This is a genomic window from Vibrio sp. 2096 (assembly GCF_033339595.1).
GTDB lineage: Bacteria > Pseudomonadota > Gammaproteobacteria > Enterobacterales > Vibrionaceae > Vibrio > Vibrio alginolyticus.
Window position 1 is genome coordinate 656340 of the sequence record NZ_JAWOUX010000001.1, and the last position, 25155, is coordinate 681494.

Consider the following 25155-nt stretch of genomic DNA (forward strand, 5'->3'; position numbering starts at 1 on the left):
GAGATCTTTTGAAAAGATTAACGACTACTCTAGCCTTATCACTGAATGTGATTTTAATCACATTTTCCTCTTTTGGTTGGTCAAAGGAAAATGACTACAACATGACAAAAGGGGTCACAGAGATAAGTGGGCAAGTGTATGAATTACATATGCTGATTTTCTATATCTGCTGTGTAATTGCTTTGATTGTTTTTGGTGTGATGTTCTATTCCATCTTCCGTCATCGCAAGTCAAAAGGAGCAGTTGCCGCACATTTCCATGAAAGTACAAAAGTGGAAATTATTTGGACGGTCATACCCATCATCATTCTTGTCGCTATGGCGATTCCCGCAACAAAAACTCTAGTAGCAATGGAAGACACAAGCCAATCGGATATCACGGTCAAGATCACAGGCTCGCAATGGAAATGGCATTACAGCTATTTTGGCGAAGATGTTGAGTTTTTTAGTTTGCTTGCCACCAGCCAAAAACAAATTGATGGAATCGAAGCTAAAGGCGCACATTACTTACTGGAAGTAGATAACCCTTTGGTGTTGCCTGTGAATCGCAAAGTGCGTTTTTTGATGACTTCTGATGATGTCATTCACTCTTGGTGGGTACCGGACTTTGCCGTCAAGAAAGACACCATTCCAGGTTTTATTAATGAAGCATGGACAAGAATTGATGAGCCAGGCGTATATCGCGGTCAGTGTGCGGAGCTATGTGGTCGTGCACATGGATTTATGCCAGTGGTGGTGCATGCGATGGAAGAAGAAAAGTTCGATGAATGGCTAGCGAGTAAGAAGGAAGAACTCGCACTTCAAAAAGCGGCGGCACAAGAAGCGCTCTCTCAAGACTTATCTATGGATGAATTGATGTCGCAAGGCGAATCGATATACACGGCGCGTTGCGCTGTGTGTCATCAGGCAAATGGTGAGGGGATTCCGGGTGCATTTCCCGCGATTAAAGGCAGTCCTATTGCAACCGGAGATGTTACAGAGCACATAGATATTATTGTCAACGGTCGCCCGGGCACCGCAATGCAGGCTTTTTCTAATCAGTTAAGTGACAAAGAAATTGGCGCGGTTATCACATATCAACGAAATGCATGGGGCAACGATACTGGCGATACAGTGCAAGCATCCGATGTGAATGCCTTTAAAGCACAAGGCAGTGCTAAGGAGGAAATATGAGTAAGCCAATTGATAAGGCAGTGAAGTCTGCGCCAGCAGAAGCCAGTGCGAACAGTACCATTGCGATTGATGATGGTCACGAGCATCATGCACCCCAGGGCATCACTCGTTGGTTGTATTCTACAAGCCATAAAGACATAGGCACCCTCTACCTTTGGTTTAGCTTTGCGATGTTTCTAACAGGTGGTGCGATGGCTATGATCATTCGTGCCGAACTGTTCCAGCCAGGGCTACAGCTAGTCGATCCGCAGTTTTTTAATCAAATGACCACGGTACACGGTTTAGTGATGGTATTTGGTGCGGTGATGCCAGCATTTACGGGGCTTGCTAACTGGATGATCCCGATGATGATCGGCGCTCCAGATATGGCGCTGCCGCGCATGAACAACTTGAGCTTTTGGATCTTACCTTTTGCATTTCTCATCTTGTTGAGCTCGTTGTTTTTACCTGGCGGCGGTCCTGATTTTGGTTGGACGTTTTATGCTCCGCTGTCCACGACTTATGGCCCGGATAGCACTGCGCTGTTTGTATTCTCTGTGCATATCATGGGTATCAGCTCCATTATGGGCGCGATCAACGTTATCGTGACGATCGTAAATATGCGAGCTCCGGGAATGACTTGGTTCAAGTTACCAATGTTTGTTTGGACTTGGTTAATTACCGCTTTCTTGCTAATCGCGGTTATGCCGGTATTAGCGGGTGCGGTGACCATGGTTCTTACTGACAAATATTTCGGGACTAGCTTCTTTGACGCAGCTGGTGGTGGTGACCCGGTAATGTTCCAACACATCTTTTGGTTCTTTGGTCACCCAGAAGTGTACATCATGATTTTACCGTCGTTTGGAATCATCTCCGCCATTCTGCCTGCTTTCAGTGGTAAGAAGCTGTTTGGTTATCATTCGATGGTTTACGCGACGTGCAGCATTGCATTGTTATCTTTCCTTGTGTGGGCGCACCACATGTTTACCACGGGGATGCCAGTTTTTGCTGAGCTCTTCTTCATGTATTGCACTATGCTGATTGCGGTACCAACGGGGGTTAAAGTCTTTAACTGGGTTGCCACCATGTGGCGTGGAGCTCTGACATTTGAAACGCCAATGTTGTTTGCCATTGCCTTTATTGTACTTTTTACTATTGGCGGCTTCTCGGGACTGATGTTGGCGATTGTGCCGGCGGATTTCCAATATCATGACACTTACTTCGTGGTTGCCCATTTCCATTATGTGTTGGTATCTGGTGCGGTATTCTCGATCATGGCAGCGGCATACTACTGGCTACCTAAGTGGACGGGCAATATGTACGACCACAAGCTGAGTTTATGGCATTTCTGGTGCTCAATTATTTCCGTCAATGTCCTGTTTTTCCCAATGCACTTCCTAGGCTTAGCAGGCATGCCAAGGCGCATACCGGATTACGCCATTCAGTTTGCTGATGTTAATCAAATAGTATCAATTGGTGGGTTTGCATTTGGGTTGTCACAACTGATCTTCTTATGGTTGGTGATCAAGTGTATTCGTGGCGGGGAGAAGGCTTCTGCAAAACCGTGGGAACGTGCGGAAGGCTTAGAGTGGACAGTGCCAAGCCCTGCGCCACATCATACGTTTACTACACCGCCTAAGATTGACTAGCAAAGAGTGGGGTGAGTGACATGAAACCGAATCCATCAAACAAGAAGCTCACAGTGAAGTTGCTTTTGGCGACCCTGTTAATGTTTGGCTTCGGCTATGCACTAGTCCCACTTTATGACGTGATGTGCGACGCACTGGGAATCAATGGAAAGACAAGTGAAGTAGCCGCCATTCAACCGACAGGTATGCAACCGGACATGAGCCGAACTGTTCGCGTGGAGTTTATGGCGCATGTCAGCCCAGATATGCCTTGGGAGTTTAGACCCAAAGTGATTTCGATGGATGTTCACCCAGGTGAAGTCGTGCAAACCGAATACCTTGCATTTAATGAAAGCGGGCAGAAGTTGGTGGGGCAAGCCGTTCCTTCTGTTTCTCCCGGGACTGGAGCTGCTTACTTCAATAAGATTGAGTGTTTTTGTTTTAACCAGCAGCCTCTGGATGGTAAACAGCAAGCTCAAATGCCGTTGATTTTTTATATCGAACCGGACTTGCCGGAGTCTATACACACGTTAACGCTGTCTTACACACTCTATAAACTTCCCCCTCCTACAGGCTCTTAGCCACTCAGGGAGAGAGATACAGACCAAGGTTGGTCAGTAAGGAGAGAAATTATGAGTAACAAGCCAGGAACATATTATGTTCCCGCTCAAAGTAGCTGGCCGATCATCGGTGCATTTGCTCTGTTTTTGGTTGCTGTTGGCGCGGGCATGACCGTCCAGGGGACACAAAGTGACGGTGCAGTGGGAACCATTGGTGGCATTGTGCTAGCGGTGGGCTTCTTGTTCTTGCTTTACATGTTGGCTGGTTGGTTTAGTAATGTGATTACTGAATCACTGAGTGGAAAATACAGCTCGCAAATTACTCGTTCTTTTCGCCAAGGAATGAGCTGGTTTATCTTTTCTGAAGTGATGTTTTTTGGTGCCTTTTTTGGTGCCTTGTTCTACGCCAGAATGATTTCTGTGCCTTGGTTAGGTGGGGCAGATAATAACTTCATGACTAACGAAGTCCTGTGGCCAACCTTCGAAGCGATGTGGCCACTAACACTGACACCGGGAGGAGAAACAACACAAGCTATGCCGTGGCAGGGCATACCCCTTACCAATACTATCTTGCTGCTATTGTCGTCTATTACGCTACATATGGCGCATATAAGCCTTGAACAAGACAAAAGAACGGCACTGATTGTTTGGTTAGAGATAACCATCGTACTTGCTGGCTTTTTTCTATATTACCAAGCGGTTGAGTATGTTCATGCTTATCAAGACATAGGGCTCACGTTGCAGTCCGGTATTTACGGTAACACGTTCTTCATGTTGACGGGGTTCCACGGTTTACACGTTTGTCTTGGGACTATCTTCTTGATCGTGCTGCTGTTCAGAATCGCTAAAGATCACTTTTCGCCAAAGAACCATTTTGCCTTTCAAGCGGGCAGCTGGTATTGGCATTTCGTGGATGTGGTTTGGTTATGTCTGTTTGTGTTTGTTTACGTACTTTAGGCGCAGTGTGAACTCTTCGTTCGACTAATAAGGGCGAGGGTTTGGTGCTAGCCAACCCGAGCTGAGCGCAATAAGCAAAAGGACGACCACCAAAGCGGAGAACATGACTCGACGGCCTAAGTAATGACTCATGGGTTTGTCTCTTTTTTCAGGATTATCTGGGTCTTCACGAACCATTTCGATAAGCGCTTTTGCGAGGTTGAAGATAATGAAAAGCAGCAAAAGGACAAGCGTCAGTTTGAATAGAAATACGGTGGACATGGCACCTCCGGTTTCATCATTGTTGTTATCAAGACAATTACGGCTATCGAAACGGTTTTGGGTTGCAGTTGGTTTAACTGTGGTTGTGTTTTCTCTTTTGGTCAAACTGGGTTTTTGGCAGTTTGAGAGAGGGCAAGAAAAACAAGCATTGGAACAAGCCATTCTCGCGCGTGCGGATAGTGCGTACCAAGCACTAAGCGTCGTTCTTGAAGACAACGACTGGCGAGAGGAAAGTATCCTCGGGAAAAAAGTGGAAGTTAATGTTGTTCCTCAGGCGTTTCCCGTAATTTTGTTAGACAACCAAACGCATCAAGGCAGTGTGGGATATTTAGCATTTCAGATTGTATTGACGAGCGATGAGCCTAGTACCTATGCGTTATTGGAGCTTGGTTTTGTCGAGGGAAGAGCAGATCGCTCAATGTTACCAACGGTCACCAAACTCGATAATTCGATTTTCATCACAGGACGCCTGTACCGAAAATCTACTAATCCACTGAGCTCAGAGTTAATGCCGGAAGTTGGCGATGTTATTCGCGTGCAAAACCTAAACATCGCGCAATTGAATCAGCTACTGAATATTGAACTTATGCCCGCAGTCTTGCAGCCAGACAATTTAACTCGTTGGCCCTATGACTTTCCTTGGAATCCATTGCCACTCAATAGTGCGAAACATTTTGGCTATTCGATTCAATGGTTTTCGATGGCAGGTGTTTTCTTATTACTGACTTTAATTGTTTTTGTTCGTTGGCAAAAAAAGTTGCGTCACATGGAGGTGAAGCATGACATCTAAAGTAACCAAAGGACGACTAATGTTGATTGCGCTGGTTTGTACGTTCGCGCTTCCCGCTGTCATTGCAAAAGTCATTCTCACACAAGGGTGGTATCAAAGCGGAGTGACCAATAGAGGCGAGTTAGTCGAACCATACACGACGTTAGAGCAACTTGGTCAAGAGTCACCTCTCAAAGACCATGGTTGGCAACTCGCTTATGTATTGCCTAACGAATGCACTGAACAGTGTAAACAGCAGCTTTACCTGCTTCAGCAAAGCCATGTTGCTTTAGGTAAGTATCAAGAGCGAGTAGTGCCAGTCGTTTGGCAGACTGAGCATTCAGATCCCATGGAAGTATCGATGTTAGCGATGCAAATGAATGAATTGGTTACCGCAAAAGTGAAACCTGGGCAAATGTTGATCGTTGATCCTCTTGGGCAACTGGTGATGTCTTACTCGCCGAAACCAAATGAGGACTTAGTCCTATTGAATAAAGGTATGTTGGCGGACTTACGCAAGCTCTTAAAACTGTCACGAGTCGGTTAGAGGAAGTGCATATGAAATTAATTCAGTTGGTTAGATTCAGTTTGCTCCTAACTTTCGTGGTGATCATGTTAGGGGCATATACTCGCCTTTCAGATGCAGGGTTAGGTTGCCCGGACTGGCCTGGTTGTTATGGGCACTTTTCTGTGCCGCATCAAGAAGAAGACGTCATACGTGCTAACCTGAACTTCCCCGAGCGGGCAGTAGAGCATGAGAAAGCATGGCTTGAGATGATTCATCGCTATTTTGCAGGAACGTTAGGTTTAGTCATTTTTGCGATGGCAGCGATATCAGTAAGGTCTGAGCGTGTAAATTCAACCATTCCAATGTTGCTAAGCGTATTGGTGATTGGGCAGGCACTTTTGGGAATGTGGACAGTTACTCTTAAATTAATGCCCGTCATCGTGATGCTTCACTTGCTCGGTGGTTTTGTTTTATTGGCGTCACAGGCGATTTTTTACTGCCAATTAAAAGCGCAAGACAATCTCTATTTCTCTCCATCTTCTAGCTCTCTGAGAGGCTTTTCATTGTTGGTTTTCCTGGTTGTTTTGGTGCAAGTGCTCCTTGGAGGATGGACTTCGTCAAATTATGCTGCGCTGATGTGTACCACACTGCCGATTTGTGAGGGAGACTGGATGAGCCATCTCTCATGGAAAGAAGCGTTTTCTTTCTGGCAAACTGGATTCGAGAATTATGAATTTGGTGTTTTGGAGTATCCGGCAAGAATGACTATACACGTCACTCATCGTATAGGCGCTATTGTTACCGCCACCGTGGTATTGGCTTATAGTATTGGGCTTATGAGGCAAGATTCTCATCATTCACAGAGAATCGGAGGGTGGTTGTTATTCACTCTGGTGTGCCAAATTATGCTGGGTGTAAGCAACGTAGTATTTCAACTTCCTATCTATGTCGCGGTGGCGCACAACCTTGGTGCCGCTGTTATGTTGAGTCTCGTTTGTGTTAGCCAGTTTTACTTGTGGCAGGGTAAAACGGCTTGGAATTACACCGCGAAAGGAGTTCGCTATGAGTAAAGAAATCGCGCTGTCGTTAAATGGGCGAAAGCGACTAAGTTCCGTTTATTTGAAGTTAACGAAACCTAAAGTGGTGGCGTTAATGTTGGTGACGGCAGTAGTAGGGATGAGCTTAGCCCCGGTTGATGATTTCCCCTGGTTGCAGGCGGTAGTTGGCCTAACCGGGATTGGTCTGATGGCAGGGTCTGCGGCAGCGTTTAATCATCTAATTGACCGCCGAATTGATGCGAGAATGGCACGTACACACAAAAGACCATTGCCATCGGGTGAGACTAAACCATCATCGGTGATAGCCTTCGCTACAGTTTTAGGTGTCTTAGGGTTTGTACTTCTATATGCGATGGTCAACCCGCTGACGGCATGGTTGACTTTGATGAGTTTGCTCGGCTATGCGATGGTATACACAATGTACCTCAAACGTGCTACGCCCCAAAATATCGTCATTGCAGGGATTGCCGGTGCGATGCCGCCTCTTCTCGGTTGGACTGCTGTAACAGGGCAATTACATGCGAATGCTTGGCTGCTCGTGATGATCATTTTTATCTGGACGCCACCACATTTTTGGGCTCTCGCTATTCATCGTGTCGAGGATTACCGCAAGGTAGATATTCCCATGCTGCCAGTGACACACGGCATTGAGTACACCAAAACTTCTATTCTGTTGTATACGGTGCTATTGACTTTGGTTTGTGTTCTACCGGTTTTGGTTGGCATGGTCGGCGTGGTGTATCTTTTTGCTTCGCTACTACTCAATGTTGGCTTTATGTACCATGCATGGAAGCTAAAATATGCACCAGAGCAAAATACCGCGATGGAGACGTTTAAATTCTCTATCTATCATCTTTTGGCGTTGTTCATTGCATTGCTTTCGGATCACTATATTGGTTTTTAACCTCTCTTAAAACAGAAAACGCCGCGTGGTTCGCGGCGTTTTTGGTTTTGATACTTTGGCTTTAAGACAAAGCTTTCTAGATTTATTGAATTTCTAGCAGTTCAACATCAAAGATCAAAACACTTGCTGGTGGAATTGGGCCAGAGCCACTCTTACCATAGCCAAGCGTGCTTGGTACGAAAAGGCGGATTTTCTCACCTTCTACCATGTATTGTAGACCTTCTTGCCAGCCTTTAATGACTTGGTTAAGACCAAATGAAATCGGCTCACCACGATTAACAGAGCTATCGAATACCGTGCCATCAATCAAGGTGCCGTGGTAGTGTACTTTTACTTTACTTGTTGCAGTTGGGTGAACCTCACCTTCGCCTTTTTCAAGAACCATGTATTGAAGGCCACTTTCTGTTGTGATGACGCCTTCTTTTTTCGCACTTTCTAGTAAGAATGCTTGGCCTTTGGCAAAGTTTTCATCTGCTACTTTATGGTTTGTCCAAGTACGGTAAATGAAAAAGCCCGCCAAAATAAAAATAATAAGAGGAAACAAAAATTTAGACACGTAATCTCCTTGTCTATTTAGGTTGTTTTAGCAAAAATTTGATGGTTTCTGCCATGGCTTCAACGCTGTCATGACCACCAGTAATCACTTGATATTTTCCGTTTACGATAAAGGCTGGAACGGAGTTAATTTGGCCGCGAGTCGTGATCGCTTCTGCCTTAGTGATGTACTCAAACAGCGTTTTTTGCTGTGCTTCATCTAAATGGTAAGGGCTGATAAGGTTGCGAGACTCAAAGGCTTTCTCTACGGCGATTTGGCGTTCCTCAGCCGTTGCATCGGCACCCATTTGCACAGCAGTAAAAAGATCCGCCATAAACGCTTTATCTGGTGTTGATTCAAGCTGCATTACGGCAGTATAGAAGATGATGGCGCTCACTTGTGCACTTTCATTGAACGTTACATGCATTTTTTCAACGCTTTGATCGGTCAATGATTCAATTTGAGGGACAAACTCTTCCATTGAGCGGCAGTGGCCACAAGTTAAAGAGAATGCTTCAGTCAGGGGAGCTAAATCATATTCTTCAAGGGATACTGGCAAAACTTCGTATTGTTTGCCTTGCTGAGGCTGACTCTTGCCGCTATCGCATGCCGACAAAGCCATTAAGGCAACAACAACAGCAAAGCCTTTCGATATGGTTTTTAACATAGTAGTGCTCTAAATGAGAAATTTGCGTTAGTTTATCGGTTAACGATAGTGACTAAAACCATTAAATAACAATAAAGTGAGACCATTGGTAACAGACTTTGCCTGACGTATGGGCTGTAAGGGTAGGGTATTTTAGTGTTGCTTTTTATTTGAGAGATGATTTTGCATTGACTCCAGTGGCATGAACGCTGCATAGACAAACCAATCGGTGGACAAAAGCGCTAAAGATTCGGCGTGTTTTGTCGACACAATGAACAAGAGTTTTTCTACGTTGGTAATGGTATGAAGCATTGGTTTTTAATTGTTTGTGGCATTCTGGCCGGGTGCAGTAGCCTCGATCAAGATATGGTCCCAGGTGGGAACATTTTAGATACAGCTCCTAAATCAAACACTGAGCTGAGACACCCAGAGTGGGGATACCCGAGCGCATCCAATGTGGCTTCTTCCTCTCGTTCATATCAAACGGCGAGGGCGTCAGTAAAAAAGTCGCAAAACGTGACCTCTCTGGAAATGTTCCTGAGCAGGCATAACATTCCTCACGAGACGCTCAGTGGTGGCCACCTGATGATACGTTTGAAAGAGCAAGTGCATTTTCAAACGGGCTCAGCAAGGTTATCTGCTCAATCTCAAGACTGGATCCGAAACATTGGTCACTATCTGGCGGGAAGAACTGATGTTGATGTCGTGATTGATGGTCATGCGGATAGTACGGGAGCTGAAAGCTTCAACGACACGCTATCTGAAAAGCGAGCTCGTGAAGTAGAAAAACAACTATTGGCGACGAGTATTCCACGTCAACGAGTGTTTTCTAGAGGTTTCGGAGAGTATGTACCGAAGTGCAGCAATGCGACAGCAAGTGGTAAAGCTTGCAATCGGCGCGTAGAGCTAACATTGATCGTGGATGAATAACGCAGACGTTGGGCGGTAATCTTCGTTGTGTTGTTCTCGCATACTCGTTATTTGCTTAGTGGAGTTTAAGTTCGGAGTTGAGCAAGAAGACTGAATAAGGAAAGCTCGCACGGCAACATCTAGCTAGAAAAAATAGAAAAGAGGCACCGTTAGGTGCCTCTTTTACATCCGCCAATGTTCATAGGGGGAACTTAGGCAAATTCTTTTTCAACGTAAGCGACGATGTCAGATGACTCGTATAACCACTGTGTCTCGCCATCTTTTTCGATACGAAGACAAGGGACTTTAACTCGCCCACCACCTTGCTCTAGTTCAGCTCGATGAGTCGGGTTATTTTTTGCATCACGTAGCTCAATGTTCACCGATTGACGCTTCATTGCACGGCGGACCTTTACGCAAAAAGGGCAGGCTTCAAATTGGTAAAGTGCGTATTGTTTCGCTTTTTCATCAATACGTTGCTGTTCTTCTGCGGTGCGCTTAATACCACGAGGTGAGAACACCGCGTTCAGCAATAAGATAACCTTGCCTAAAATCCAACGGATAAACTTCATAATGATCCCTTGATGTTCATTGGGTAATTGTCCTTTAAGAATGCAATCATGATGCTTGTTGCACTGAGCGTGAAGTCTATCAGTTGTTTGAAATGGATAAAACCATGTATTTTATGCGGAAAATAGACGTTTAAACCAACCCCAAAAGCCACTTGCTGAAGCCGGACGGGCTTCTTTACCTTGATAAAAACTTTGCATGAGTTCGGTTCTGAATCCATCAACGTCCATGCGTTTCATGACAAGCTCGTGCTGCAATGTATTTTGAGTCTGCTCGGCATGATCGTGCGCCAAGCTGAAATCCATATTTAAATAGCCTTGCGTGTATAACCAAAGGTGGGTGACTAAGATTAGGTCTTCAGCAGATTGGTTAGTAAACTTATCCGCGTGCTCATTACCCAAGGAGTCAGTCAGAACTTGCTGCATACGCTGGGTAGAGTGAGCATGTTGCTCGTAGTTAGCACTTGCTTCAATATGTGATTTGGTCAAAAGGCCAAGCAGGTGAAGAGTAGGTGCTGTTGTGGGTTTGTTCTCACAAACTTTTGTAAATAGTTGTGACTGTTCTTTTAACCAACGTCGCTTTGCTGCTTTATGTTCTTTAACAAAGGGGATTTCTTCAAATCCCATCTCTTGACTCAGTTCACTAAGAGACGTCATGGTTTTTTAGTTCCTTCACCGTTACTTCGATATGTTGACCATTGATATCAACAAAAATTGAGCTGCCAGTAATCATAACAGAAAGGCTAGTACCTCGGTCAAGGTGCTGACAAATCAAGTCGATAGCGTCATAGTCAAAGCTCTCTACGTTGACGGGAAGCATTGAGAACTTTCCTGACATTTTGTCCCACCAGACAGCCGCTTTGGTGTTATAAGTGTAAACTTTTACATGCTTTGCTAGGCGAGAAGCTTTCTTAATTCTGTCTGGTTCTGGTTCGCCAATTTCAATCCAGTGAGTAATGCTTTGATCATCGCCAACATGCCATAAATCAGGCTCTTCAATCGTAGAGAGTCCTTTTGTAAACTCCAGATTGCTTTGAGCATTTAAACAGTAAGCTAGAATGCGAGCCAACATTCGTTGCGGCTTTTCAGAAGGATGAAGGGCGATAGTTAGATTTTTAGAATCGTAATAGTCATTATTCATATCGGAAATGGCGATACGAAATTTGTAAATGGTTGGTTTAAGAGCCATAGATTTATATCGTTTTGTTGGCAAAATAAGTTTTAGGCAAAAAAATAGCCAGCTTTAAAAGCTGGCTATCGTATCAAATTCTTTAAGAATTAAAGTACTTTGATTTGCTCTGCTTGAGGGCCTTTTTGACCTTGAGAGATAACAAATTCTACTTTCTGGCCTTCAACTAGAGTACGGAAGCCGTCACCAGTGATTGCAGAGAAGTGAGCAAATACGTCAGGACCGTTTTCTTGTTGAATGAAACCGAAGCCTTTAGTTTCGTTGAACCACTTAACTGTGCCAGTAGCTGTGTTAGACATGTCTATTTCCTAAATATCTAAATAATGTAATCTTTCGCCTCAACGGCGCTTATAGCGTGGAAAAATAAATTGCTATTGCGTACCACAGGACGACGGGTTACAAGTAATCCAACGAAATGTGAAAACAAAGAACTTTCTTTCTAGCCGTGTTTGAGTCTAGGTTAATTCCACGAAGAGTCAACATATATTAGTGCTTTATGGACAAATATTTGTATTTAGTCACTATTTAACCAGCATGTTTTTGATTAAATTTCAAATAAATGACGGTGATGTGAAGTTTTTTAGCATAAAATTCAACTAAATCTATAAATTTGACTTATTTATATAATTATTGTCCAATCTGGTTCGACCATTAAGGAGGATTTATGGCAAAGCGTAAAATCAGTCCTCAACCGAGTGGCTCACAACATGAGACCGACTTCGGCAGAGGTGAAATCAAAGACAACGCGTTAAAAGCGGTTGTTACCAGTCAGCTGTTCCAAACACGAGTCGTTAAAGCGAAAAAAGGTAAAGGTAGCTTCAGCCGTAAAATGAAGCATAGAGGCAAAGAGCCCTATTCAAAGTTCTCCCCAAGGTGGATTTTGAATAGGGCTTTTTTATTGGTACTAGGTGTTTGCAAAACTGATGATATTCAATTTTTTAGTACCAGATAAGTTTTCCTAATTTATCATGTACTGCTTCAACTGCTTCAACTGCTTCAACTGCTTCAACTGCTTCAACTGCTTCAACTGCTTCAACTGCTTCAGCGAGCTAGGCGTTGAAAGTACCAATTAAGTACTAAAACTTACTAAGTTAGATTCATATCAATAAGCGTCACTTCCTGTCTTATGCAACTCTACTATATCTTTAGTCTAATCAAACAGCCGAGATTATGGTTTAAAAAGACTGGTGAGAAGTAGGTATGTCATCGACGAGTTATGGTACTTATGGTTGCAAATGTAAAAAAGCGTGTGCTTCTTTATTACTACTGTGGCTGTCCATTTGTCCGATGGCGCATGCGCACAAATCAGAGTCTCATTCTTTAATTGTTGCTAACTCCAAAGCGTGGAAGCCGTTCTCTTACCTTAGCCCAGATGGTGAACCTAAAGGTATTTTAATCGACTTTTGGAAAGAGTACGCGGCGAACAACCAAATCGACGTTCAGTTTCTCCTTTTGGATTGGGATGCTTCTTTGCAAGCCGTAAAAGAGGGTAAGGCTGACTTTCACGGAGGACTTGTCTACTCGCCCGAAAGAGCGAAGTATATGGACTTTGGCGCCGTCATAATGCCTATCCAAACCAAATTGTACGTAAATAAAGATGTACTTTCGGTTGATATCAGGAGTGTTTTAACTGGAGAAATGACGCTGCCAATTGGCGTTGTTAAAGGAAGTTACGAGTCTGAGTTTGTTCAGACGAATTACCCGAATGTACCTATCGCAGAATACATTAACAATGATTCGATGATACAAGCCGCCGTCGATAAAAAGGTGCTGTACTTCGTTGCAGACCTGCAAGTTGCTAACTTTTATATGGCAACCACGCCGGGAGCGGGTATGTTTGTCCCGACAATTAGCTTATATAGTAAAGATCTTCGGATTGCAGCAGGAATGCACAGTGCAACTTCCATTTTAGAGGTATCACGAGCGTTTGAAAAAGTCATCGATACGGATCGTGAGCGGATCCTCACCCGTTGGAGTGTGGTGAAAACGGTTTATCCACTTTATCTTTTCCCTATTGCTATTTTCATTATGGCGGTCGCAACGCTTTATCATATTTTTGCTCTCAAACGTATGGTTGCTCTTCGGACAAGGCAATTAACGATTGCCAATCAGCAATTGCTGGAGATGACGTTGACGGATTCTCTCACAAAGCTATACAACCGTAGACACCTGATTGAGCAATTGGCGCTACTGAATCATTTGAAGCGAAACTTAACGGTGATGGTGTTTGATATTGATGATTTTAAATCAATCAATGATCGATATGGCCACCTTGCTGGAGACCGAGCAATAGTTGCCATCGCAGAAGCCGCTAAGTCGATGACTGATGACCGAATGACATTGGCGAGAATTGGAGGAGAAGAGTTCGCACTCGTTACGTCTTCTCTGTCAGAGCGAGAAGCGCTCAATTTTGCCAATATGCTTTGTAAAGCCGTTTACGATCAGCCTGTTATACTGGGCGGACAAGCAATTCATTTGAGTATCAGTTTGGGCTGTGCTTACTATCCTGAGTTTACCCACATCGTGAGCTTGCAAGATGCTGACGAGTTGATGTATCAAGGTAAGTCTGAAGGAAAGAATCGTGCAGTTTTCCAAGTTATAACAGACTGTCAGCTTCAACCTGCGCTTCGTCAAGTGAATTAGGTCTCGCTAATTCAACTGATACTTCAAACCATCCTCAAGCCTCAAAGGTTTAGTCAGAGTAACGTGGTAAGCGTTGACGATTACGTTGCGTTGTTTTCTTTGAGGCCAATTTGCGTACAAATATTCGCACTTTCATATATATAACCCCCGCCTGCTCACGTTTTTATCATAGAAGCAGTAATTGTTTTAAAGTGATAAGTGATTTCTTGGTAAAGATCAGAACCCCTGTCTACACTCAGTGTAAAGTAATGCATATAAAGCATGATGCATACAGTGTTGTACAAAAACAATTAAAGAAGATAAGAAATAAGTTGGCTTGAGAAGGACGGGGAATGAACAACGAATGCTTTGCTAGGTTCCGAGCTGTCACGGATGAACTGTCAATGAAAGAATCGTTGTCAGTTGGGAAAGACCCTTATGCTCACTATCTCAAAGATATTGTGGGCATTGATTTGTTGTCTCGTGAAGAGGAGTTGCATTACGCCAAACTTAATCGAGCTGGTGATGAAGAAGCGCGCGAAATGTTGATTGAGTCTAATCTTCGACTTGTTGTGAAAATCGCAAAAGGTTACCTCAAACGGCCAGGCAATAACTTTACTCTGCTCGATTTGATAGAAGAAGGTAACATTGGTTTGATAAAAGCGGTCGATAAGTTCGATCCTGAGCCAGGCTACCGTTTTTCTACTTATGCGGTATGGTGGATTCGCGAGAATATAGAAGCGGCATTAATGAACAATGGCCGCACGGTACGTTTACCTGCTCATGTGTGCAAAGAGATAAATAGCCTGGCTTTAAAAAAGCTCGATGCGTCAAAAAGTGAGAGCAAGGAGTTGTCTATTTCTGAACTCTCACGCTGCTCAGGGGTGAAAGCAGAGCGTATAGATGAACTTGTTGCTCTTAGTGGTTTTATTGATGTATCTACCACTGCGGACCTACATCGTGTTCCATTTGTTCTTGAACTGTGTGAAAGTGAGTATACGCCAGATCCACAACAAGACTGTGAAAACCAGTGCTTTACTCAAGCTATTGAAAATATTATTAAAACCTTGCCAACTAAGTTGCAGAAAGTCTTAATCCATCGATTCGGATTATTTGACCAGAGAGTGAAAACCTTGTCGGAAATAGGCCTGTTGTTAAACGTGTCTAACGAGCGTGTTCGTCAGATGCAGATAGAGGCGGTTGAACGCGTGCAGAAACGTCTCCGATTCGATGGTTGGGTTTAAGGTTTTTGGCCCCTTTTCCTAGCCGATTAATTTACTGGCTTGCTACTCTGTTCTTCCGTAAGTAACAGCAGCAGCTGTGCTTTAGCTGCTGACTCCAATCTCCATACACTCAATAATCGGTTAAGTGCTGCGCGATAAGCACGACTTTTGAGTAAAAAAGCGAGCGTACTTGTGTAGTTGTTTACGACTTGCGCTTGTGTCTCGACTAATGCGGTTTTGTTTTCGATGTCGATGTGTTGAAGGTTAAAGTCAGGAAGAAACGCACACTCATACCATACCTCTACAATTTCACGAATTTCGAGTTCTTCTTCAGGCACGTCGAAGTCTTGTAACTGGTAGTTTTCTGGTATCGTTGATAAATAAACCACATCCAATTTGTCTGCAACAAATGTATACATCGGATTCCTTAGTGTACGCGCTTACAGAGTAAATAGTCTCATCGTTTACATTTTTGTCAATGACCGTGCTCAAGTATGAATGATGAACCACACCACATTCCGAACTTAACTTAGACTTTTTAAGTACTTATCGGTTAACCCGAAATACTTCAGGTTGCCATCTGGCTCCAAGACTAAGCTCATATTGGATGTAGAGATCATGCCCGGATCATTCGTTGAGAAAATAACGGTCTTATTGAGTAGTTTGTCGCTAAATAACCGCTTGAAGTAGTGGGAGTTTTCTTGCTCTGCACCATTAAATGGCTCGTCAATGATAATCAAAGATTGTTCGCAGCTACCTAGCCCTAATGCGAGCCGCAGTCTTTGTTGAATACCATTTGGTAAACTTTTACAGATATCAACGCTCAATTGAGTGTCCAGGCCTTGTGGCAACCATGTATCGAGCTCAAAGAAACTCACCATTTCACGCATTTTTTCTGTTGGGATTAACCCATTATGCAAGATGAAGTTAGTTTCCAAGGAGCCTTCAAAAATATGCAGGTTAAACGGGATGTAGTTAATCGAGGTTCGATAGCGGTAACTGTTGAACTGTTTGATGTTATAACCGTCCACCGAAACTGAGCCTTGATAGCGTTCCTCTAGCCCAGCGATAATAGAGATGAGCGTCGTTTTACCGCAACCTGTTGGTCCACAAATCACGACTTTTGCGCCCGGTGGAATTTTAAAACCAAGATTAGTTAAGCCTGTTGCCGCACCACTATAACGATGGCTCACACCAGAGCCGACGATACTACCTTGAAAGAGGCGAATAGGGGGGCTTTTCTCTAACGTTAGCTTATCGTCATTCATCGCCATAAGGTTGTTGATTTGCGCAGAAGACGCCTTAATGGATTGGAACTTAGAAATAGAGTTGTAGATGCCCATAATAGGCCCCAACGCCTTCCAGACTAAAATTACAGTAGCAAGCATTGCACCTGCATCGGAGGTGCCGTCCATCACGCCGATAACGGCCGCGACGATACTTGCGGTACCAATAACCTGAATCAAACTCCCGCCTGCTGCCTGAACCCTGCTATTAGTCACTGAAACATGTTCTGCATCGTTTGTGCTTTGTAAATGTGATGCGCTAAAGCGGGACTGGATAACACGCAACAATGGCAAGCCTTGGATGGTTTTTATACCACGAAGAATCTCATTCCATTGGTAAGAAACCATGGCGTTGGCGCGAGAGCTCTTGGACGTGGCTTGCGAGTAGATGTAACGAGAATAAACACAGAACACCAACATTAGAATCAACCCCGCCATAACGACTAGCGCTGCGGTACCAGACATAAGAGCAATGGCAATAATGAATACGATAACAAACGGCATGTCGAAGTAGCTTAATGTTGACTCTGCGGTTACCAAACGGCGGAAAGTGTCGATGTCTTTCAAACGTGCTAACTGAGAAGAGACACCAGCGGTAGATGTCATCGAATAAGGAAGCCACAACAGTTTGGATATTACGTTTTGAGAAATATGCACCGCCAAATCCTTCCCTGATGTGGCGATGATGTTGACCCGCATTTTCTTGAAAAAGTATTCCGAAAACCCAACAATCACGGCAAACAACGTGAGCCAATAGAGCGTGGCTTGCGAGCTAGACGTCAAGGCGAAGTTGTACACACTCATGATAAAGAAGGGTTGGAGTGCGCCCAAGATGCTGATGACAAAGCTGAGAATAATCAAGCTTTTGAGTTCATTGTTGTAGCGATAAAACGCGTATTTAATCCAGTTACTGCGGTCTTGAGATTCAGGTGGCGGCTCTCGGAACAAGCGCGAGTATTCGCTGATCGAGACCAACAAACATGGCTTTTTGCAGAGCGGGTATTCAATGGTGTTGTTATTGGTGTAATCAAACAGGATCAGTTTGCCGTCTTTAGTGCCCAAGAAAATCGCAGTGAGATTCTCTATCTCGATAAAACAAGGATGAGGGTGCCCCTCGATGTGCTCCAGTGTTTTTAGTTTGGTGACGTCACAACGGTAACCAAGGCGTTCAATGGTGGCGATAAAACTGTCGCTGTCTTTTGGTTTAGGGATAAAAGCGTCGCTGAGGATAGAAGGTGTGCCTTCCCATTCAAGCGCTATGAGGGTGTAAGCTAACCCACGAATCAAAGGTGACTGATTGTATCGCTCGTCATAACTGCGAGCCTCAAAGTCCAACAAGCGCTGAGGGACATTATTAAAATCAACCAAAATACTCATTGGTCACCTCCGGTAAGTTTGACGCGTTTGAGGCGATGATTGAGTTTGTCCATCTTATTGCTGACGATGATTAGGATTTTGTCGTTGGCGCGATAGGCGGTACTGGTCAAAACCAATCGAGCAAAGTCGTCGTCATAAACACAGTCGATGTCGTCGAAGATCAACACACGTTTGTTCGCGAGTAAGGCACGCACCAACAACAGGGCATAAGCGACTTGGCGCGAGAATGGGTTGCGTAAATGCCCCTTAAGCTCAGTGTAAAAACCTGCGGGAAGGGCATCGATTTGTGCTTTGATGTTCATGGTTTCGCAAAGCGCAAATGCGGTGTTGTTTAGGCTCGGGCGGAAACAAGTCAGGTTGTCGATGATGGTCCCTTCGACGAACGAGCTGGTTTTGTCGACCATCAGTACGCTATTGCGCCAGACGTTGTAATTAACGTCATCAAGCGGTGTCTCGTTGATTTGGATATCGAGCTTGGCGTCGGTGTTTTGTCGCGTAATGCAATTCGCGAGGTGGGTTTTGCCTGCGCCGCTTTTCCCTGTTAGCAAGTAAGCCTGACCACGATCAAACTCGATGCGTTGCTTTTCCGAATACTTCACCGAGATGCGCTCGACTTCCGTCGTGTTATTTTGTTGTTCTACTGATGCAGCAAGCTCAAGCAGCTCGGCGATACGTTGAATATGAAGCTTGTTCAACTCCCAGCGGCTCACCGTGCGCATCACTTGCTGGTATGGCGCGAAGTAACGGTTGGTAAGCATGATGATAGCAGCCATGATGCCTTGACTCGATTGCATGTTGATAACGGCCGTTGCCAAAACCACCACCACACAAGCGATGGAGAGCTGTTGTATGAGCGACAAGATCAGGCTGAAGTTTGATTCGATTTGCTCGTATTTGATGTTCTCGACTTCACGTTCTTCCACCATTTGTGTCATCAAGCTCTCAACGCGATATTCCATATTGCGCGCTTTGATATCGAGTGGGCTAGAGATGATCTCGATGATTTTCGAGGTGGTTAAGCCTTCGATGTCGGATTTGTTTTCTAGGCTGTTGATTTTTTGCTTAGACAGGCTGAGTGCGAACACGGCCAAAACGATGGAGGCAAGTAAGATGGTCACCCCAGCCCAGATGTTGATCAGACCGATAATCAGAATGGTCAGTATGCTGACTGCAAGGTTGATCAATGCCCGTACAGATTCTCCGCCAAAGAAGGATTTAATCTCTGGAATGGTAGCAATACGCTCTAGGTATTCACCGGGTTCTAGGCGACGAAACTTCGATATCTCAGCCAAACAGATGGATTGAAACACCTTGTTGGTTAGGTTGGTTTCGAACTGCTTCATGATCACCGACGAAATCTTCTCTTCCTGATTCTTTAAGTGATAGTCGAGGAAGATGGTGATCAAGATAATGGCAAACAGAAGAAACAGCGTGTCTTTAGCTTGGTTAGGTAAAACACGGTCAAAGATAATCAGAATCGAAAAGGGCAACACTAAACCAAACAGTGTTGAGATGACCGTTGAGAAAGTCAGATAACACTTGTCAGCAAAGTTAATCCTTTGGGAAAAATGCTCAGTTTGCATTGCGACCTCCTTTCTTAATCGATGGTTTGGAGAGAAGGTGTTTTGGAACTAAGTCTTGATTGCTTCTGCCTTCGATATCACTCATCAACTGCATGATGTTTTCGATGGATTGCACCGACAGCATGCCTTTGATTTGCTCAAGATTGATCGATTCAATGATGTAGTCATAGCGCGCGCTCTCGTAATCACGTAGTGCGCTAAACAGTTTACTTTCCGCTGCCAGTAAGTCGGTAATGGTTCGCGTACCAAGCTGGTAAGCGCGTTGAATGCCTTTGTAGGAAGCGTAGTTGGCTCGGATGATGTTCTCGTAACTGCTAATAGCACGGGAGAAGTCATTAATGTTGAGCACCGAGGTGTTAACGCTATTGCGAGTCGTGAACAACGAATCTTGGTAAAGTAGCTCCGTTCGCTCGATAGCCGTCGACGATTTTTGATAACCGTAGTAATCCGAACCACCGGAGAAAATCGGCACATTCAAGTTCAAGCCGACGCTGGTGGAGTTACTGTCCCCTGTCGCGGTTGGGTCGGTTCGGTCATAGTTGTTCGCATCATCGTAACGGTAACTGGCAGAGAGCGATACAGTCGGCACAAAGTTTGAACCGCTTTCTTTCAAGCCTCTTCGGCTTCGCTCTACGGTTTTCTTCGCAACCAATAAATCGTTATTGAGCTTCAAAGCTTGTTCAAGAATCGCACGTTGTTCGGACTCGCTGATTTCTGCCAAGGGCACGCTTTCGTAGATGTCCTGCGATGGGGTGACTGGGTATTGAACTTGAATCTCTAAACCGTTCAAAATCACACGTCGGTCTTTCTCTAAGGTTCTTAAGCGATTGGCAATGCCTTCTTTCTGAGCAATCACCTCATACAACTCGCTCGCCGCAGTGTTGCCAAGCTCCACGTTGCGACGCATTTGGCGCTCACGTGTTTCAGAAGATTTAAGCTCGACTTTGGTGGCTTTGATTTGCGCGTTGTTTTTCAGGTACTCGAAATATTGCGTCGCGATTTCAGAAATGGTGCTCTGGATTTTGTTCTCGTGCTTGATTTCTTCAATGTTGAAATCCAGCTTCGCGGTGCCGTATTTGAAGATGTCGCCAAGGTTAAACACCGATTGGGATAAAGACACGCTGTAGCTGTTTGAGTTGTAGCTAGAACGCGTATCTGGTGTTCCCGTTAATATGGTCTCGTTTTCATTCCATGTAGTATCAGCGGCACCGTTTAAAGAAGGCAGGAACTTAGAACGGCTGATGTCGATGTTGTATTCGTTTTCTTCCACGCCTTTGTCACTAGCGCGCAGAGATAAATTGTTTTCCAAGCCGAGTTTGACCGCCTCAAGCAAGGTGGTCGCCATTGCCGAAGGAGCATTGCTCAATGTAAGCGCTGCCAATACGCAGCTAGTTAAGTTTCTGTACCGCCACATACTTGTTGATCACCTTGATGATTTCGTCGTTTTTATAAGGTTTGCTGATCACGTAATCCATTCCAGCTTCGATACAAGCTTGGTGTTCATTACTGCTGGTCAATGCTGTCGCACCTATAATGGTGCAAGGGTTTTGTCCGCTCTCTTGTTCGTATTGTCGAATGCGTTTGGTTGCTTCAATACCGCCCATGCCCGGCATGATGCAGTCCATAAAAATGATGTCCGAGCGCTGATTCATGAAGTGCTGAACAGCGTCTGCGCCATCGCCAACGGTATCGGCTTCGTATTCTTGCTTGCTCAAAATACGTTTGAGTAGAATCTGTTGAACACGGTCATCCTCCACAATCAGGAATGAGCTGTTCTCCATCTGATCTTCAGAGGCTTCCGCTTCCATGATTGCTAATAGGTTAGGGATGAACTCATACGGAATCGCGGGGGAGTTCAGAATCTTGTCGACAAAGGTATGACTCTCTTGTGCTTGCTGAGTGCTAGTGACTGAAAGCAACAACTTCGTGTTCGGGTGATTGCGCAGTTGCGATTTCACCGTTTTGCTCAGTGAGGGCAGCTTGTTTGGCTCGAACGTGTCGGTCAGCATGATGGCATCGTATTCGCCAAAGGTTTTTGCAGCAGAGAAGAGTTCGTTCGGCGTTCGAATTGGCGTGATCTCCAAGCCCAAGTTGACTAACATTTTGTTCATTACATCAATGCGCAGCTGAGAGTTGGCACACAGCAACAAACGCTTATTGTCGAAGCGAGTTTTCTCGGTGTGGAAGCTTTTGGCTTTCAAATCGAGCTGAATTTGAAAACGTTCCTGATTGCCCGATTGATACCAATGGCTCTCGTAATAGCCATAATCTTTCAGTACGCTTTTAGCCAAATCGTCTTTGGTTGCAGTGTGCTGTTTATGGTCGCTCCAGTGTAGGGTATTGAGCTTGGCAAACGGCACATCCAGTGTGGTTAAGAAGTTTAGATTGATGGTCAAGCGGGTATTTTCAATGTCTGTCGCCGCACCTGATTCAATGGTGACAAACAGTTTCTTGTCGGCTTTGAGTTGGATGGCATTTGATAGCTGTAGGAACAACACCCAGAATAAGCTGGTAGATTGTCCTTCAACACGGTTTGGTAAGTTATCTGAGATAAAGCAGTCTAGCTCACCTTCATTTCGCTGCACTTTTGAACTGATGTGAATCATCAATTCAGACAGTACATTCAGCAGTGAAAACTCTTTCGATTTGCTCTCGGTCCCTTGTGAAATGAGTCGGTTGTAGTTCTCTGCCAATTCAGACAGGGTATTGGCAGCCGAGGTTATATCTTGCGCCATCAACACTCCGCTCTCATCGGTCTCTTGAACGAGATATTGCACGCCGCCGTTAATGGTGTTGGTGATGCCACGAATCTCGTAACCAATCAGAGCATAGAGCTGCTTGTAGAGATCGTTATTGCGTTTTTGCTCTTCGAGTTTGCTGAAAATCAGTTTTAGGTGTGAGTAGATCTGACGCTGCTTAGGATTGATGCTCACTTCATTCAGCAACTCTTCCAACCTTTGTAAATCCAGTAGTTTGAGTTCTTGATAAAGCTCATCGAATTCTTGGTCAATGTCACGCTCATTCGAGCTGGATTTTTTCAGTTTAAGGATTGCCACCAAGTTCGATAGCACTGCGATACCAACCAGTACGACAACGACCACAAACAACCAAATGAAGAACTCGTTTTTCTCCATCATTAGGTCACTCGCATGGTTGTTAAATATGGTCCGGTAGTTGTCGTCCATTTGTAGGTAGTTATTGGTGAGCGAGAGGTACAGTGCCAACACATCGTCGCGTGTTTTTTGGCTGTCTGAGAAGCGATTGATTGCCAGTTCAAGCTGCGTGTATTCGGTCGCGCCCACCAAGCTAAACTCGGTTTTGTTGAGTGACGCGAGCGACTTAAATTGGTCAATTTCGTCTTTCAGAACCTCAAAATCAAGCTCTGTTGTACTGCAATAACGCGCGCTTAAACAGCGTTGAAGCGTTTGAATATCAAACTCGATAGTTTGGTTGAGCTGTTGAGCTTGAACCAACAGAGGCGCGTTTTGCACTTTCTCGACTGAATCCACTTTTTCCCAAGAGATATACAAATAAAAGGCGAGGGCAGCCAGCATCAAGCTGAAAGCGATGCTTAGGCGCATAACAGGAACGGAAATATTGTAAGAAGGTTTGCTACTCATCCATCACCTCTCATCGAATGCGTCTTCGATAGCCGACATAACCGGCTTCGCTGCGTATTCGATCACCCGGCGTGAACCTGTTTTCACGTCTGCGGTAAACTCCATATAAGGGGACAGCTTGTATTGTGTGCCTCCGCGCTCTAGATAGTTTTGACTGATTTGGATTTCCGCGAGATAGAATTCAGCGTCTTCTTCTTCATAAGAAGAACGGCTGATCGATGCAATTCGACCTTCCAAAAATCCGTATTTGGCAAAGTTGTAGGTATCCATCTTCACTTTGACCGCTTGTCCGATTTCTACAAAACCCATGTCTTTACGCGGGATCTTCGCCTCTCCGTGAAGGGCGTTATTGATCGGTGCAATGTCCGCGATGCTTTCACCTGGCGGTATCACAGCGGAGCGGAAATTGAAGTGCACTTTATCTACTACACCGTCAATAGGGGCGTAAACCACGAGGCGATCCACTTTATCTGAGTGTTGAGGACGTAATATACGTTTCAACTTTAAGTCCTTGTTTGCTTGAATGATTTGTGCTTGATACTCGGCATTACGATTCTCCACCAAGTCTCGGTACTGCTTCTCTAGTTTGTCGAGTTGGAAGCGCTCATTCATGACCGACTCATCAAGGTTTTCAATCTCACGCACCATGTTTGACTCTTGAACCTGCATATTCAGAACATCGACGTAAGACGCCATTTCCTCTTTGTACAAGGTGTTCTTAATATTGAGCTGCTTGCGTATTAAGGAGAGCTGGTTCTCGGAGCTTTTACGGCGCTTGAGCATTGAATCAATAAGCGAATTCTTATGTTGGATATCGTGAGTGATCAACTCTTCATTGGAACGGTTTTTAGAAAATTCTTGCTGCCAGGTATTCATGTTGACTTGCACTAATTCTGGGTACTTTTCGATGTAGGCAGAAAAATCGGGTTCCACCATATCGCGCAGGCTTTCGTAACGAATCTTGTCTAGCTCAAGCTGAATGATCTCTGTGTTTACCGTATCAAGTTGAGTGTTTCTATCCAGAGAGCGAAGGCGTGCAATAGGTTGACCTTCATAAACCACTTCGCCTTTGCGCACTAGCATTTCTTCTAGAATACCGCCTTCAAGGTGTTGCACTTTTTCGATGTCAGATTCGAGCAATAGCTCACCGCGCACCGACACCACAATGTCGATACGAGCCTGAGATGCCACGGCGATAGCCACCATGGAAAGCAAAAAGATAACCAGCAAGGTTTTGTGTACGCTGGTCATTGCACTGGCTAGCACGATTGTATCGTCTGCTGTTACCTTCGAAGCTTCGTTGTTCGAAACGAGTGCCTTTTTGAGGTGATGTTCTATTTGCTTATTACTCATGAGCCACCCCTACGATTCACTACCTGTGCGGCTATCGATTGAATTTTCGATTTTTAACAGCTGGCTAATTTGTTTGTTTACGTTGTTAAGCTCGGTTTTAACGTCCTCGATCAATTCATTAGGAGCAGGGAAATGGTGTTTGTTTAAGTGTTCAAGCTTTGCCAATTTTGGTGGTAAGTCGTCATCACATAACAAGACGAAAATGGTCTTTAGCCTTTTTGAATAACATCTGAGTGCTTCAAAACGGTTTTGTTTATGCAGCATCTCAATATCAATCCCTGCATCACTGAAATCTTGGTAAAAATCGCCTAATAGCAATTGCAGCCCCTTATGGCTGTTGTCGACTGAGCGCAACAGATTTGTCATATTTATCATTATCCCACCGCACTAATTGCTTTAATGACAACAAGTAAGGATCTTTATACTGGGTTTTCAAATTTTTTTGTT

General features: G+C 44.6%; 26 protein-coding genes. 12 read left to right on the forward strand and 14 right to left on the reverse strand.

Features of this window, described 5'->3' with window-relative positions:
* Positions 1-8 precede the first annotated feature (8 nt).
* Genes coxB through R7Q41_RS02905 form a run of 4 tightly spaced genes read left to right on the forward strand, consistent with a single transcriptional unit; the run spans position 9 to position 4296 of the window.
* On the forward strand, positions 9-1172 hold the full coding sequence (coxB, locus tag R7Q41_RS02890; protein ID WP_005385208.1) for a cytochrome c oxidase subunit II: 1164 nt from the start codon (positions 9-11) through the stop codon (positions 1170-1172).
* Positions 1169-2800 (forward strand): cytochrome c oxidase subunit I, encoded by a 1632-nt coding sequence (gene ctaD / locus R7Q41_RS02895; RefSeq protein WP_005375510.1) that lies wholly within the window; start codon positions 1169-1171, stop codon positions 2798-2800. Before coxB ends, ctaD begins: the two co-directional genes overlap by 4 nt.
* 20 nt (positions 2801-2820) lie before the next feature.
* Positions 2821-3360, forward strand: a complete 540-nt coding sequence (locus R7Q41_RS02900; RefSeq protein ID WP_005385211.1) for a cytochrome c oxidase assembly protein — start codon at positions 2821-2823, stop codon at positions 3358-3360.
* Positions 3361-3411: 51 nt separating this feature from the next.
* Positions 3412-4296 carry a cytochrome c oxidase subunit 3 gene (locus R7Q41_RS02905; protein ID WP_005385214.1) on the forward strand — a complete coding sequence of 295 codons (885 nt, stop codon included), beginning with the start codon at positions 3412-3414 and terminating at the stop codon, positions 4294-4296.
* 24 nt (positions 4297-4320) lie between these two features.
* Here the strand turns inward: R7Q41_RS02905 and R7Q41_RS02910 are convergent, their stop codons facing one another.
* The gene (locus tag R7Q41_RS02910; protein WP_005375504.1) at positions 4321-4557 is read right to left on the reverse strand and encodes a DUF2909 domain-containing protein; all 237 of its coding nucleotides are present in this window, start codon (positions 4555-4557) and stop codon (positions 4321-4323) included.
* On the opposite strand from R7Q41_RS02910, the gene R7Q41_RS02915 reads away from it, so the two are divergent.
* Genes R7Q41_RS02915 through cyoE form a run of 4 tightly spaced genes read left to right on the forward strand, consistent with a single transcriptional unit; the run spans position 4556 to position 7796 of the window.
* Positions 4556-5347 (forward strand): SURF1 family protein, encoded by a 792-nt coding sequence (locus R7Q41_RS02915; protein ID WP_213914976.1) that lies wholly within the window; start codon positions 4556-4558, stop codon positions 5345-5347. The two genes, R7Q41_RS02910 and R7Q41_RS02915, sit on opposite strands and share 2 nt — an antisense overlap.
* Positions 5337-5873 (forward strand): hypothetical protein, encoded by a 537-nt coding sequence (locus R7Q41_RS02920; RefSeq protein ID WP_017635864.1) that lies wholly within the window; start codon positions 5337-5339, stop codon positions 5871-5873. The genes R7Q41_RS02915 and R7Q41_RS02920 overlap by 11 nt, the downstream gene beginning before the upstream one ends.
* An 11-nt stretch (positions 5874-5884) precedes the next feature.
* Entirely contained in the window at positions 5885-6904 is a 1020-nt protein-coding gene (locus R7Q41_RS02925; protein ID WP_318144344.1) for a COX15/CtaA family protein, read from the forward strand.
* Positions 6897-7796: a heme o synthase gene (gene cyoE / locus R7Q41_RS02930; RefSeq protein ID WP_206947006.1), complete on the forward strand. Its 900-nt coding sequence runs from the start codon at positions 6897-6899 to the stop codon at positions 7794-7796. Before R7Q41_RS02925 ends, cyoE begins: the two co-directional genes overlap by 8 nt.
* An 82-nt stretch (positions 7797-7878) precedes the next feature.
* Here the strand turns inward: cyoE and R7Q41_RS02935 are convergent, their stop codons facing one another.
* Both R7Q41_RS02935 and R7Q41_RS02940 read right to left on the reverse strand, forming a co-directional pair.
* A complete protein-coding gene (locus R7Q41_RS02935; protein ID WP_318107785.1) occupies positions 7879-8352 on the reverse strand; it encodes an FKBP-type peptidyl-prolyl cis-trans isomerase in 474 nt (157 codons plus the stop codon).
* A 13-nt stretch (positions 8353-8365) separates the two neighbouring features.
* Positions 8366-8998 (reverse strand): thiol:disulfide interchange protein DsbA/DsbL, encoded by a 633-nt coding sequence (locus tag R7Q41_RS02940; RefSeq protein ID WP_258510305.1) that lies wholly within the window; start codon positions 8996-8998, stop codon positions 8366-8368.
* Positions 8999-9280: 282 nt separating this feature from the next.
* On the opposite strand from R7Q41_RS02940, the gene R7Q41_RS02945 reads away from it, so the two are divergent.
* A complete protein-coding gene (locus tag R7Q41_RS02945; protein WP_085569492.1) occupies positions 9281-9907 on the forward strand; it encodes an OmpA family protein in 627 nt (208 codons plus the stop codon).
* A gap of 191 nt (positions 9908-10098) precedes the next feature.
* Here R7Q41_RS02945 and R7Q41_RS02950 read toward each other — a convergent pair whose 3' ends face one another.
* The 4 genes from R7Q41_RS02950 to R7Q41_RS02965 all read right to left on the reverse strand — a co-directional run bounded on the left by R7Q41_RS02950 (position 10099) and on the right by R7Q41_RS02965 (position 11943).
* The gene (locus R7Q41_RS02950) at positions 10099-10458 is read right to left on the reverse strand and encodes a glutaredoxin family protein (RefSeq protein WP_005375631.1); all 360 of its coding nucleotides are present in this window, start codon (positions 10456-10458) and stop codon (positions 10099-10101) included.
* 111 nt (positions 10459-10569) lie between these two features.
* The gene (locus R7Q41_RS02955) at positions 10570-11112 is read right to left on the reverse strand and encodes a hypothetical protein (protein WP_206947008.1); all 543 of its coding nucleotides are present in this window, start codon (positions 11110-11112) and stop codon (positions 10570-10572) included.
* Complete coding sequence (locus tag R7Q41_RS02960; protein ID WP_258510306.1) at positions 11099-11644, reverse strand: YaeQ family protein; 546 nt, start codon at positions 11642-11644, stop codon at positions 11099-11101. The genes R7Q41_RS02955 and R7Q41_RS02960 overlap by 14 nt, the downstream gene beginning before the upstream one ends.
* A gap of 89 nt (positions 11645-11733) precedes the next feature.
* The gene (locus tag R7Q41_RS02965) at positions 11734-11943 is read right to left on the reverse strand and encodes a cold-shock protein (protein WP_005375625.1); all 210 of its coding nucleotides are present in this window, start codon (positions 11941-11943) and stop codon (positions 11734-11736) included.
* Positions 11944-12308: 365 nt separating this feature from the next.
* Here R7Q41_RS02965 and R7Q41_RS02970 point away from each other — a divergent pair, with 365 nt between their 5' ends.
* From R7Q41_RS02970 to R7Q41_RS02980, 3 genes are all read left to right on the forward strand, one after another.
* Positions 12309-12596 carry an alternative ribosome-rescue factor A gene (locus R7Q41_RS02970; protein WP_017821594.1) on the forward strand — a complete coding sequence of 96 codons (288 nt, stop codon included), beginning with the start codon at positions 12309-12311 and terminating at the stop codon, positions 12594-12596.
* Positions 12597-12844: 248 nt separating this feature from the next.
* Positions 12845-14287 (forward strand): sensor domain-containing diguanylate cyclase, encoded by a 1443-nt coding sequence (locus R7Q41_RS02975; RefSeq protein WP_258457169.1) that lies wholly within the window; start codon positions 12845-12847, stop codon positions 14285-14287.
* A 332-nt stretch (positions 14288-14619) separates the two neighbouring features.
* Positions 14620-15510 (forward strand): RNA polymerase sigma factor RpoD/SigA, encoded by an 891-nt coding sequence (locus R7Q41_RS02980; RefSeq protein WP_017635872.1) that lies wholly within the window; start codon positions 14620-14622, stop codon positions 15508-15510.
* Positions 15511-15536: 26 nt separating this feature from the next.
* On the opposite strand, the gene R7Q41_RS02985 is transcribed toward R7Q41_RS02980, so the two are convergent.
* The 7 genes from R7Q41_RS02985 to R7Q41_RS03015 form a co-directional block, all read right to left on the reverse strand.
* Positions 15537-15908: a hypothetical protein gene (locus R7Q41_RS02985; RefSeq protein ID WP_318144345.1), complete on the reverse strand. Its 372-nt coding sequence runs from the start codon at positions 15906-15908 to the stop codon at positions 15537-15539.
* Between the two features lie 105 nt (positions 15909-16013).
* Positions 16014-18152 (reverse strand): ATP-binding cassette domain-containing protein, encoded by a 2139-nt coding sequence (locus R7Q41_RS02990; protein WP_169628790.1) that lies wholly within the window; start codon positions 18150-18152, stop codon positions 16014-16016.
* A complete protein-coding gene (locus tag R7Q41_RS02995) occupies positions 18149-19735 on the reverse strand; it encodes an ATP-binding cassette domain-containing protein (RefSeq protein WP_169628791.1) in 1587 nt (528 codons plus the stop codon). The genes R7Q41_RS02990 and R7Q41_RS02995 overlap by 4 nt, the downstream gene beginning before the upstream one ends.
* Positions 19725-21149 carry a TolC family protein gene (locus tag R7Q41_RS03000; RefSeq protein WP_169628792.1) on the reverse strand — a complete coding sequence of 475 codons (1425 nt, stop codon included), beginning with the start codon at positions 21147-21149 and terminating at the stop codon, positions 19725-19727. Before R7Q41_RS03000 ends, R7Q41_RS02995 begins: the two co-directional genes overlap by 11 nt.
* Positions 21124-23355, reverse strand: coding sequence for a response regulator (locus R7Q41_RS03005; protein ID WP_318144346.1), 2232 nt, complete (start codon positions 23353-23355; stop codon positions 21124-21126). The genes R7Q41_RS03000 and R7Q41_RS03005 overlap by 26 nt, the downstream gene beginning before the upstream one ends.
* Positions 23356-23358: 3 nt before the next feature.
* Complete coding sequence (locus R7Q41_RS03010; RefSeq protein WP_033906830.1) at positions 23359-24708, reverse strand: HlyD family type I secretion periplasmic adaptor subunit; 1350 nt, start codon at positions 24706-24708, stop codon at positions 23359-23361.
* 9 nt (positions 24709-24717) lie between these two features.
* Positions 24718-25086 (reverse strand): hypothetical protein, encoded by a 369-nt coding sequence (locus R7Q41_RS03015; RefSeq protein ID WP_170893388.1) that lies wholly within the window; start codon positions 25084-25086, stop codon positions 24718-24720.
* Positions 25087-25155 lie beyond the last annotated feature (69 nt).